Annotated in this window: 13 protein-coding genes and 1 tRNA gene; 12 read left to right on the top strand and 2 right to left on the bottom strand. The window is 49.6% G+C overall.

Going from position 1 to position 11,778, the window contains the following annotated elements:
* Positions 1-71: 71 nt before the first annotated feature.
* Positions 72-147 (bottom strand) — tRNA-Ala (locus VK958_RS06095).
* Positions 148-302: 155 nt separating this feature from the next.
* Positions 303-557, bottom strand: coding sequence for a hypothetical protein (locus tag VK958_RS06090; RefSeq protein ID WP_325239852.1), 255 nt, complete (start codon positions 555-557; stop codon positions 303-305).
* A 304-nt stretch (positions 558-861) separates the two neighbouring features.
* Between VK958_RS06090 and VK958_RS06085 the strand changes: the two genes are divergently transcribed.
* The 12 genes from VK958_RS06085 to VK958_RS06030 all read left to right on the top strand — a co-directional run bounded on the left by VK958_RS06085 (position 862) and on the right by VK958_RS06030 (position 11,701).
* Positions 862-1,128, top strand: a complete 267-nt coding sequence (locus tag VK958_RS06085) for a phosphopantetheine-binding protein (protein WP_325239850.1) — start codon at positions 862-864, stop codon at positions 1,126-1,128.
* A 34-nt stretch (positions 1,129-1,162) separates the two neighbouring features.
* Positions 1,163-1,804, top strand: coding sequence for a COG4648 family protein (locus VK958_RS06080; RefSeq protein WP_325239849.1), 642 nt, complete (start codon positions 1,163-1,165; stop codon positions 1,802-1,804).
* 20 nt (positions 1,805-1,824) lie between these two features.
* On the top strand, positions 1,825-3,180 hold the full coding sequence (locus VK958_RS06075; RefSeq protein WP_325239848.1) for an AMP-binding protein: 1,356 nt from the start codon (positions 1,825-1,827) through the stop codon (positions 3,178-3,180).
* A 12-nt stretch (positions 3,181-3,192) separates the two neighbouring features.
* Entirely contained in the window at positions 3,193-3,510 is a 318-nt protein-coding gene (locus VK958_RS06070; RefSeq protein WP_325239847.1) for an ApeI family dehydratase, read from the top strand.
* Positions 3,511-3,512: 2 nt separating this feature from the next.
* Positions 3,513-4,463 carry an LpxL/LpxP family acyltransferase gene (locus tag VK958_RS06065; RefSeq protein ID WP_325239846.1) on the top strand — a complete coding sequence of 317 codons (951 nt, stop codon included), beginning with the start codon at positions 3,513-3,515 and terminating at the stop codon, positions 4,461-4,463.
* Between the two features lie 8 nt (positions 4,464-4,471).
* Positions 4,472-5,083, top strand: coding sequence for a LolA-related protein (locus VK958_RS06060; RefSeq protein WP_325239844.1), 612 nt, complete (start codon positions 4,472-4,474; stop codon positions 5,081-5,083).
* Positions 5,084-5,107: 24 nt separating this feature from the next.
* A complete protein-coding gene (locus tag VK958_RS06055) occupies positions 5,108-7,492 on the top strand; it encodes an MMPL family transporter (protein ID WP_325239842.1) in 2,385 nt (794 codons plus the stop codon).
* A complete protein-coding gene (locus VK958_RS06050) occupies positions 7,489-8,169 on the top strand; it encodes an alpha/beta hydrolase-fold protein (protein ID WP_325239841.1) in 681 nt (226 codons plus the stop codon). Before VK958_RS06055 ends, VK958_RS06050 begins: the two co-directional genes overlap by 4 nt.
* A complete protein-coding gene (locus VK958_RS06045) occupies positions 8,166-8,999 on the top strand; it encodes a polysaccharide deacetylase family protein (protein ID WP_325239840.1) in 834 nt (277 codons plus the stop codon). The genes VK958_RS06050 and VK958_RS06045 overlap by 4 nt, the downstream gene beginning before the upstream one ends.
* A 166-nt stretch (positions 9,000-9,165) precedes the next feature.
* On the top strand, positions 9,166-10,428 hold the full coding sequence (locus VK958_RS06040; RefSeq protein WP_325239839.1) for a beta-ketoacyl-[acyl-carrier-protein] synthase family protein: 1,263 nt from the start codon (positions 9,166-9,168) through the stop codon (positions 10,426-10,428).
* Positions 10,425-11,225, top strand: coding sequence for a beta-ketoacyl synthase chain length factor (locus tag VK958_RS06035; protein ID WP_325239838.1), 801 nt, complete (start codon positions 10,425-10,427; stop codon positions 11,223-11,225). Before VK958_RS06040 ends, VK958_RS06035 begins: the two co-directional genes overlap by 4 nt.
* Positions 11,219-11,701, top strand: a complete 483-nt coding sequence (locus VK958_RS06030; protein ID WP_325239837.1) for a hotdog family protein — start codon at positions 11,219-11,221, stop codon at positions 11,699-11,701. Before VK958_RS06035 ends, VK958_RS06030 begins: the two co-directional genes overlap by 7 nt.
* Positions 11,702-11,778 lie beyond the last annotated feature (77 nt).

Genomic DNA, 11,778 nt, shown 5'->3' with positions numbered 1-11,778 from the left:
CATGTGCAGTATACCATTATTTCAAATAATATAAAAATATTTTTCTAAAAAACTCAATATTTTCAATCACTTGGTGGAGATAAGCGGGATCGAACCGCTGACCTCTTGCATGCCATGCAAGCGCTCTCCCAGCTGAGCTATACCCCCTATTCCTGGTACTGCATTTCTTTGTTTTGCGCCGCAATTCAAAGAAGGCGCCATATTAATGACGGGCACTTATCTTGTCAACGCTTTTTCGCAGGATTCTGGAAAAAACTGCGATTGCCAGTGATCCAGTGAAGGCACCTGCCAAGTTGATCAAATTAATGAGTCTCAAGCTTCATATAAACCTCTTCGTCTGCAACCATATCCAAGACCGCGTCTGTAAACGCATCAGAACATTCGCTTGACCATTCTGCATCCTCATTGAAGTCGCGAGTCATCATAGGCAGAAAACTCATGTGCATATACTGTCCATCATCCATTTTGATCGCTTGCACCTGATCTGGGTGTTCTACTACATCCCAGGTGTCAGGGATATCTAGTTCCACTTGAATGGTGACTATTAGTTTTTTCATGATGCTCTCTTAAATATAGGTGGGTTTGAGGACTTGAGACTATAGGGGCTCTTCAGGGGAACCACAAGATAACTTTCGCTACCATGCGATGAAAGTGATCGCTTTTTTGATGACTAGAGAAACGCTTGCGCCTTGGTTATTGAAATTAGCCGTGCGAACTCAGTTTCGTTGATCCGGTCAATCAGAAGATCTCCCAATAAACAAATATATTTTTGTCCAAAATGGATTTATTTAAGGAATCACAAATACTGCTAAAATACGTCAAATTTAATTTTGACCTATTCAATTTCACTTAAAGATTCATATGACGGAAAACACTGCTTTACAACTGGAAATCGCTGACTTGATGGTGCAGGCATTAAACCTGGATGTAGCTGCGAATGAGATAGAACCCGATGCACCTTTATATGGCGACGGTTTAGGCCTGGATTCAATAGATATCCTTGAAATTGCGTTGGTCATTTCCAAGCGCTATGGGCTGCAACTCAAGTCCGATAACGAAAACAATCACCAGATTTTCAGCTCACTGCGTAGTCTTACCGATTATGTAGCGGCCAATAAAACCAAGTAACATGTTTGGAAACTTCAGGTGATCAGAAGACGCTATGCCCAAAGCATTTAAAGTCCTGCGGGCCCTGGTGATTACATCAGTCATCGTGTCGTTTGTGGCACTTGTCCATTACGCGAATACACTGGGACATCCTAGCCTGTTAGGTGCCCTACTCGCCTTGGCGCCGCTGTTATTAATTGCATTTGCTTTTGCGATAAACATGGATTCCAAACTGTTGGGCATCAGCTTCATATTGCTGGTTTTAATCGCAAGCTGGTGGGCATTGCCTCTGATCAAACAGCATACCGGTTTCATATTCTGGTTGCAGGATATAGGGCTGATGCTGATATTGCTGATCACTTTCGCCAGGACACTACTGGCCGGCCGTAAACCGTTATGTGTAGGCTTTGCCGAGATTATTAATGGCGGGCCACTACCAGCTGACCACGAACGCTATGCCCATCACGTAACTGTTGCATGGGTGATTTTCTTCGGTTTGATGATAGTGCTCTCTACCCTGCTTTACTTCTTTGCACCGCTCGCTACCTGGTCATTTTTTGTCAACTTCCTGACGCTGCCTTTGGTAGCACTGATGTTTGTTGCAGAATTCCTGGTGCGCCGTCGTCTGCTCACCGACTTGCCTAGCGGTAATGTGCTGGGTGCAGTCCGCGCGTACCTTGACTCCAAACAAGCGTGACGCTTTTTAACTGACCTTACATGCAGAAGCTTCCTTTAGTTAGCCACGCCAGTCTTGATGAAACGATTGCCTGGCGCAAAAACACAGCGATCACGGTCGGGCAGTTTCTAGCAGATGTCGCTGCCCTGGCAAAAATACTCCCTGCAAGCCAGCATATATTGAATGTATGCCGAGACCGTTATCACTTTGCGGTGGGTTTTGCGGCTGCATTGGTGAGTAACAAGGTCAGCTTGCTGCCGCCAACACACACGATCGAGATGGTGCAGCAACTGCAAGCTTTTGCAACGGATGTTTTCTGCCTGCACGACAATCCTGATTGCGACATTGCGCTCCCCAAATTACGCTATCCGCTAAGCTCAGGCTTGCAAGCAAGCTCTACGGAAATCCCATCCATAGATGCGCAACAAGTTGCGGCGATCGTTTTTACTTCTGGCTCAACCGGTATGCCCTTACCGCATGTAAAAAGCTGGGGTTCGCTGGTGAGCAATGTGCGAGCGCAAGCGGAACGCCTGGATTTGACGCCTGGTACTGCATACACATTGGTAGGGACTATACCGCCGCAACATATGTACGGTTTTGAATCTACAGTATTACTGACGTTGCAAAGCGGCAACGCCTTGCACAGTGGACAGCCTTTCTACCCGGAAGATATTATCGACGCACTTATCCATACGCATGGCGAACGGATTCTGGTTTCAACCCCGCTGCATTTGCGCCTGCTGTTAGACGCAGAACAGCCATTACCCGCCATATCACTGGTGTTATCCGCGACTGCGCCGTTATCAGAAGGGCTTGCCAAAAAAACCGAAACATCCTTGCGCGTACCATTGATTGAGATATACGGCAGTACAGAGACTGGCCAGATCGCGACCCGGCGCACTACGCAAACCGATGAATGGCAGTTGATGCCGAATGTGCGCTTTAAACGCGTGGATGATAAGCTCTGGGCTGAAGGCGGTCATGTAGATATTCCCGCCCCGCTCAATGATGTCATTGAACCCACTGCTGATGATAGATTCTTATTGCAGGGCCGCATGCAGGACATCATCAATATCGCCGGAAAACGCCACTCCCTGGCCAGCCTTAACCATCACTTGACCAGTATAGACGGCGTCGTTGATGGCGCGTTTTTTATGCCATATGAGCGCTCGCACGACCATGTAACGCGCTTGAGCGCATGCGTGGTGGCACCTACCTTAACTGCTACACACATATTGGCCGAGTTACGCAAACGGTTAGACCCGGTTTTTTTACCGAGGCCGCTATTGTTCACGGAATCCCTGCCGCGTAACAGTACGGGCAAGCTGCCGCGCCAGGCCCTTCAAACTTTGATTAATCAACTGATGACCAATGCGCGGCAATCGCAAGTTAACTGAATATAAAAGTATATGAAAAAAAATACTGTACTCATTATCCCAATCGACCACCCGGCTTTCGCAGGCCATTTTCCAGGGACGCCTATCGTGCCGGGCGTGGTGCTGCTTGATGAAGTGTTATATGCCTTACGCCGTGACATTGGCTTGACCGTGACTGACTGGCAGATCAGTTCGGTCAAATTCCTTAGCCCGCTGACACCTGGCGAATCCGTTAGCCTGGAATACGAGCAACTCGCCAATGGCAATATCAAATTCGAGGTCTTGTGTAGCAGCCATGATCATCCACGACAGATCGTGATTGGCAGCCTCAGCGCAAGGGTTAAGGCTTAATTATGTCCCAACCGAAAGAAAGCGTTTACCAGAAGTCTGCCCCCTGGCTGCAGCGTAAAGAGCGCAGCAATATGCTGATGCTGCATATCATGAGCTGGATATCGTTGCGCCTGGGCCGTAAGGTATCGCGCTCTGCCCTACATCTGATTGCTTTATATTTTGTGTTGTTCTCACCTGCCAGCCGTAAAGCTTCCCTTAATTATTTACCGCGCGCATTAGGCAGGTCGGCTACCTGGCGAGATCTGTACCGGCATTTTTTCAGCTTCGCTGCCACCATCCATGACCGTATTTACCTGATCAATCGCGAGTACGATTTATTTGATATCGACATCCAGGGTAAAGACGTCATCCTTCCCCTGATCCACGCCAACGAGGGGGTGTTGCTCATGGGTGCACACCTGGGGAGCTTTGAAGTGTTGCGTGCCATTGGACGGCAGCTACCAGGGCTGAAAGTGTCTATGGTGATGCATGAAGACAATGCACAGAAAATCAATGCCATGCTGGCTGCCATCAATCCTGAGGCGTCGATGGGCGTGATTCCTTTGGGTCACATCGACTCCATGCTGCAGTTACGGCAACGCCTGGATGAAGGCATGCTGGTGGGCATGCTTTCCGACCGCACGCTCGGCAACGAGCCTATGGCGGAAGTGGAATTATTGGGCGATACCGCTGCTATTCCTACCGGTCCATTCCGCATGGCTGCATTGTTACGCCGCCCTGTGGTATTTATGGCTGGTTTGTATATGGGCGATAACCGCTACCAGGTGCATTTTGAAATGTTGGCTGATTTTTCAGAGACTCCGCGTGGCCAGCGCGAACAAGTCGTCAATGCCGCCATTGCGCGTTATACAGAGCTACTGAACCAATACACGCGGCTGGCGCCTTACAATTGGTTTAATTTTTTCGATTACTGGCAATCTACCCCTGACGCATTGATAGAAAGAAAAAAATGAATATCGGCATGCCTTTAACGCGCAAGCGCTACTTGATGATAGGGTTTACCGGCTTATTGTTATGTCTCTTTTCTTTTCGCTGCCATGCCGAAAGCACTTGGGACCTTGACCAGCTGATGCGGGTTTTGGCAAACACCCAAAGCGGGCACGCCAGCTTTATCGAGAGAAAAAACATCGCTGTGCTGGACAAACAAGTCGAGTCCTCCGGAGAGCTGTTTTATACAGCGCCTGACCGCCTTGAAAAACGCACTTTAAAACCTAAACCTGAAAGCATGCTTCTTGAAAAAGACAAACTGATTGTAGAACAACGTGGCAAAAAACATGTATTGTCTTTGCAAAGTTACCCAGAAATCGCCGCCTTTATTGATAGTATCCGCGGCACCCTGGCTGGCGACCGCAAAGCCCTGGATAAGTCTTATAAGTTGAGCCTTACCGGTATACAGGAAGATTGGAAGCTGAGTCTGCTGCCGAGTCAGGAAAAGATGAAAAAAGTGGTGAGCAGCATCTTGATCAGTGGCGCGGATAATGTGGTGCAAACGATTGAAATCAAACAGGCCGATGGCGACAGTTCAGTAATGACGATTACGCCTATCCCTGACACACCGGCAACGCCTGAATAGCATTTATTACCAGCAGAACTTCACGTGACCAATCCCTCTATTTTTGCGCAAAACAGACATGCCCGTACTGCCATTATGCTATGGCTGGTGATGGTTTTGCTGAGTCTGGGGATTATCAGCCGCAGCCACTTTACCGCAGACTTATCGGCATTCCTGCCTAGCCACCCCACTGCAGAGCAGCAATTGCTGATGGACCAGTTGAAAGATGGTCTGGCTTCACGCCTGATATTGGTCGGTATCGAGGGCGCGGACCCGCAAACCCGTGCTACGCTTTCTAAAACCATTGCGCAGAAACTTCGCGTTAACCCTGCATTTGTCAGCGTCAACAATGGCGAAGAAATCACGGCAGAACGTGACCGTGAATATCTGTTTAAAAATCGCTACCTGCTAAGCCCCGCTGTCACGCCTGAACACTTCAGTACCGACGGTTTACGCACGTCAATTAGCGACAGCATAGACCAAATCGCTTCTCCAGCCGGATTGCTTACTAAATCTTTGTTACCGCATGACCCAACCGGCGAAATGCTGCAATTAATCGATGCTTTGAGCGGAAGTAACCGCCCTGATATGTTCGAAGGTGCCTGGACTTCGCGTGACGGCAATACTGCATTACTGTTATTGCAGACCAGTGCTGCAGGTTCGGATACAGATGCCCAGAAACTGGCTATGCAGGCGATCCGGGCTGAATTTGACCAAGCTTTAAACATCGATCCAGCCATCGTCAAACCTACCTTATTGATGACCGGGCCCGGCGTATTTTCGGTGATTGCGCGCGACACAATCAAAATGCAGGTCAGGGCTATTTTCATCGTCAGTTCGGTGCTGATCGCATTGTTGTTATGGGCGGTATATCGCTCAATGACTGCTTTGTTATTAGGCTTTCTACCCGTCGCGACCGGTATCCTGGCTGGCATTGCGTCGGTCAGCCTGGCATTTGGTGTTGTGCATGGCATCACCTTGGGCTTTGGCACCGCATTAATAGGCGAAGCCGTGGATTATTCCATCTACCTGTTCATGCAAACCGCACAAACAGGCAACAGGGAACAAAACCGCAAGAAATGGGTAGCCACTGTGTGGCCTACCGTCAGGCTGGGTGTGCTTACTTCTGTGTTTGGTTTTGCATCGCTATTGATGTCAGGCTTTCCCGGCCTGGCGCAGCTAGGTCTGTATTCGGTTGCCGGTTTGATTACTGCTGCGGCGATGACGCGCTATGTACTGCCATTCTTGTTACCTGCTAATTTTAATATCAAGGATTTCAGCAATAGCGGTGAAAGGCTGGTGCGCTACGCTAAATCCGCAAGCATCTTGCGCTGGCCCGCCATCCTGCTGGTAGTGATATCTGGCTTCATTGTCTATAACCACCACGATAGCTTATGGAATACAGAGCTATCAGCACTCAGCCCGGTAAGCGCCGCTGACCAGGCGTTGGATGCCCGGCTGCGGGGAGGCATGGGCGCGCCGGATGTGCGTTATGTCATCGTTGTGTCTGGCGACAGCCAGGAAACAGTACTCAGGCATACCGAGCAGATATCGCTGACTTTACAAGGCTTGGTTGACAAAGGTGTGCTTGCCGGCTTTGATACTGCCAGTCACTACCTGCCGAGCCAGGCTACCCAGCAAGCCCGGTTAAACAGCCTACCTGATAGTGCAGAACTCAAATCCAGACTAAATACCGCAGTGAAAGGCCTGCCCATCAAAGCTGCATTACTCGAACCGTTTCTGCAAGATGTACAGAGCCAACGTGCAATACGCTTATTGCAGCGCACCGACTTGCAAGGTAGTTCAATGGCGATGGCTTTGGATGCGATGCTATTACAACAAGGCCAGCACTGGAGCTCACTGATTCCACTGACTATGCCTGTTGGCAACGATATCGATGCCGTTCAAGTGCGCAAAGCATTGAGCGAGGTGAACATTCCTAACGCGCTATTTGTAGATATGAAAGCTGAGTCTAACCGCCTCTACTCAAGCTACATGCAAGAGGCAATCTTGCTGTCATTGGCGGGCGTGCTGGCGATTATCGGCTTATTATTGATAGCCCTTCGTTCTATCAAGCAATTAGTAGCCATCATCATTCCGCTAGTGGCCGCCGTGCTAACGGTAATGGCCGGCCTGTCTTTGGTTGGCCAACAGCTGATTATCCTGCACCTTATCGGTTTATTGCTGATTGTCGCGATCGGTTCCAACTACGCCCTGTTTTTCAACCCCAATGCCACCTCAGGCAAACAGGCAATCTCGTCCCAAACCTATGCTTCGCTGGTGTTCGCCAACATTGCCACCGTGCTCGGCTTCGGCCTGCTCGCTTTTTCTACTGTACCAGTACTACAGGCGATGGGCGTTACCGTGGCGCCCGGGGTCATTCTGGCATTGATTTTCTCCGCAGTTTTCGCACGAAAAGCAGGCCCATGATGCGATACCTAGTCGATTCAGCCACTAGCGGACAAAAAGCCAGCACGCTCATTATCCTGCTGCCAGGCGCCACTTACCTGCCTGAGGACTTTATTTCGCAAGGCTTTGTCCGAGCCGTGCGCGAACGTGATATGGACATAGACCTCATACTTCCTGAATTGCAATTTGACCAGATTGCTGACCAGACGGCACTAAATGAATTAAATCTTCAGGTAGTCGCCCCTGCCATTTCAGAATACAAGGCTATCTGGCTGGCTGGCATTTCCATAGGTGGCTATATCGCGATAGCACATGCGCACCACTATCCAGGTCAAATACACGGTTTATTCCTGATGGCGCCTTATCCTGGCAATCGCATGACGACTGGTGAAATCATTCATGCTGGCGGTCTAAGCACGTGGCAGCCCGGGGTGATCGCAGAAGGTGATGTAGAACGCGGTAACTGGCTCTGGCTCAAGCATGCAAAAGCAGTTGAGATACATCTTGGGTACGGCACGGAAGACCGTTTCGCCGAGGGCATTGTACTGATGGAACAGGCAATACCTGCCTCGCAGGTGGATAAGCTTCCAGGAGATCATACCTGGCCAGTATGGCAGCAATTGTGGTCTAACTTTCTGGATAAGCAACAGGCACATTGGAAAACGTCCCCAAACCAAAAACTGGCTGCAACATCATGACTCAGTTTCAAGGCAATATTCAAAGCCTTCTTTCCAGATTGAAGCCATCGCCGTTGTTTATCAAAGCATCTATTTTGCTGCACGTGGCATTACTGCCCTGCATGGTGATAGCCCCAACCCTGTGGCGCTGGTGGCTGGCTGTATTCCTGTTGAACCACTTGGTGATCTCGTTGATCGGTTTATGGCCACGCAGCACATTGTTAGGGGCGAACTGGACCCAACTTCCCAAGGCCGCTGCACTGCGGAATGAGATCGCGCTGACGATAGACGATGGGCCGGAGCCTGGAGTCACACTTCCAGTACTGGATATATTGGACCGTCACCAGGTCAAAGCTACGTTTTTCCACATCGGCATTAAAGCAGCACAATATCCTGAACTGTGCCGTGAGATCATTCAGCGCGGACATGCGATAGAAAACCATAGTCAGCAACATAGTGTCTATTTTTCGATGTTCGGCTATAAGAAAATGGCCGATGAAATTCTGGCCGGACAAGAAACCCTGCAGCGGATAACAGGGGTACGCCCGCGCTTTTTCCGTGCACCTGCCGGTTTGCGCAACCCGTTTCTGGATCCTGTCCTGAAACAATTGGGACTACAGTTGACAAGCTGGTCTGTACGGGCTTTTGATACCAGGGTAAATAATGCAGAAAAAGTAAAAACAAAACTCGTAGAAGGTGTGCGCCCGGGCGCTATCGTTTTACTGCATGATGGCAATGCCGCGAGGACCAAGGAAAACCAACCCATTATAGTCGCCGTACTCCCTGCTTTACTGGAGGCCGCTAAAGCAAAAGGACTGCATTTTGTCACCCTGCCCGAGGCTGCCAATTGATATATCACAAATCTGGCAAGCATGCTGTTTTACCCATTCAGTACTCAGCTATACTGAACTCACGCATGGTTGCGTTGTATTAAGCTTAGCAATGAACGCTACAAAGAAGCCTTGATAGATAAGAGTATGCTCATTAATAAACCCTTGTAACGAAAGCTGAGATTTTTTGAAACCATTATTACTTTCACATTTCACCGTGACCAGTTGCATAGGCAAAGGCTTGCAGCAAACACTGGATGCTTTGTTACAACAACGGCAAGCGCTTAAACCGTGTGATTTCGAAACTGTAGACCTGCCAACTTTCATAGGCGAAGTTGAGGGTGTGGATGAGGTCGCCATGCCGGCAAATATGCAGGAATATGATTGCCGTAACAACCGCCTGGCTAAATTAGGCCTCGAACAGGATGGCTTTGAACAAGCTGTCAACGCGGCTATCAGTCAATATGGCGCTGACCGTATCGGTGTGTTTTTAGGTACCAGTACCTCTGGCATATTGGAAACCGAGCTTGCTTTTCGCAACCGTGACAAAACCACAGGGAAGCTGCCTGAAAACTTTATTTATGGCAAAACCCAGAACACCTATTCGGTCGCTGACTTTACCCGTCACTATTTCCAGCTCTCGGGTCCCGCTGCAGTCGTGTCTTCTGCCTGCTCTTCCAGCGCCAAGGTATTCAGCCTTGCGCGCCGTATGTTAGAAGCAGGCCTGATTGATGCAGCTATCGTTGGCGGCGTAGATACCCTGTGCCTGACAACACTCTATGGTTTCAATTCGTTGAACCTGCTTTCCAGCCAGGCTTGCCGCCCATACGACAAGGATAGAAATGGCATCTCGATTGGCGAAGCCGCTGCCTTTGCCTTACTGGAACGCACACCTGATGCCGGTGAAGCGCCAGATACATTCAAATCCACACACGCCGCTGACACCGTCCTCTTGCTCGGCATAGGCGAATCCAGCGATGCCTACCATATGTCATCCCCTCATCCAGAAGGCTTGGGTGCGAAGTTGGCTATGCATCAGGCTTTAGATAGCGCGGGGTTAAAACCCTCTGATATAGATTACATCAACCTGCATGGAACGGCGACACCCAGTAACGATGCTGCAGAGGCCAAGGCCGTCATGGCGATTTTCGAACACGAGAATAAAGATGTGCCTTGCAGTTCCAGCAAAGGCGCTACCGGGCATACGCTAGGGGCTGCCGGCGGCGTGGAAGCGGTGATTTGCGCCCTCGCCTTGCAGCATGGCTTTATACCCGGTGGACTCAATACCCAAACCATAGATACTCAACTCCCATTAAACTACCAGTTGCAAAACCGCCCTCAAACCCTGCAACGGGTGATGAGCAATTCGTTTGGTTTTGGCGGTACCAACTGCAGTTTGATTTTCGGTTTGGCCAGCGCAGCGGACGCAGAAACAGGTAACCAGCCATGAGTTCAAGATTAAGCGTATATATCGATGGCATAGGGTTGATCGCCCCCGGCTTGAATGATTGGCCCAGCGCAAGACAGGTCCTTGCCGGTTTGCAACCTTATCACTCCGCAAAAACGGTCATTCCTACACCAGAATTATTGCCAGCAGCGGAACGCAGGCGGGCTAGTGATATCGTGAAGCTCACATTAGCCACTTCACTGGAAGCGATGTCTCAAGCAGGTGTAGAGGGTAAAAGCCTGCCCAGCGTATTTTCATTTTCCAACGGCGATGGCGTGAACTGCCATAGCATCTGTGAAATGCTGGCGTCTGAAGACAGGGAAATATCCCCTACCCGTTTCCACAATTCCGTGCATAACGCAGCTGCGGGTTACTGGAGTATCGCTACAAAAACCATGGCGACTTCATCGGTACTCTGCGCATTCGATGCCAGTTTCGGCGCCGGGCTGCTGGATGCGATCACGCAAGTGGTGATTGAAGATACGCCGTGTATCCTGATCGCAAGCGATACGCCTTATCCTGAACCCATGTTTACTAAAAGGCCGATTCCCGATAACAGCAGTATTGCCCTGGTGCTGATGGCGCAAAAAAGTACACGTAGCATTGCACAGATCACTGTTAGTGTGACTGATGAACCGGCATACCAGTTTGATGCTGCCGCACTGGAAAATTTACGAACCGCTATCCCATCCATGCGCAGCCTGCCATTGCTGCAACTGATCGCACGCCATGATAGTGGCCATGTGATGCTGGATTACCTGGATGGTTTACGCTTGGCTGTAGAGGTAGACCCATGCTAAATCATTCAGATGCCCTGGAGACAGGCAAACCATTGGATCACGCCTGGATCGCCAGCCATATCCCGCATCAGGGTGATATGTGCTTACTCAACCAGGTACAGGCCTGGAATGAAGCCAATATCAGTTGTACTGCTATTAGCCATCGTTCAGCAGAAAATCCTTTACGGGCACATCAGCAATTGGGGATTGTTCATGGTATTGAATATGCGGCACAGGCAATGGCAGTTCATGGAGCTTTAACTGCGCCTGGAAATCAGCCAAAACCCAAAGTCGGTTACCTGGTTAGCGTGCGCGGGGTCAATATGCACGTAGCACGCTTGGATGATATCGAAGCAGACCTGTTGATTAATGCGGTATGTATCATGGCGAATGAAAATAATATGCTGTATGAATTTAAGGTTTCTGCCGATGAGAAAATATTGCTTGAAGGCCGTGCAACAGTCGTTTTAGACGCTGCCGCCTTAATCGCTTATTGAAACAGTCATCCGGGAAAACTCGACCAGGAAATCGGGTCTGAAAATAGCACAGGAAACAGCGATAAATATCTATGAAA

The organism is Methylophilus sp. (assembly GCF_035460085.1).
Taxonomy (GTDB): Bacteria; Pseudomonadota; Gammaproteobacteria; order Burkholderiales; family Methylophilaceae; genus Methylophilus.
Note: the sequence above shows the minus strand (reverse complement) of the source record. Positions and strands in the feature narration are given on the sequence as shown.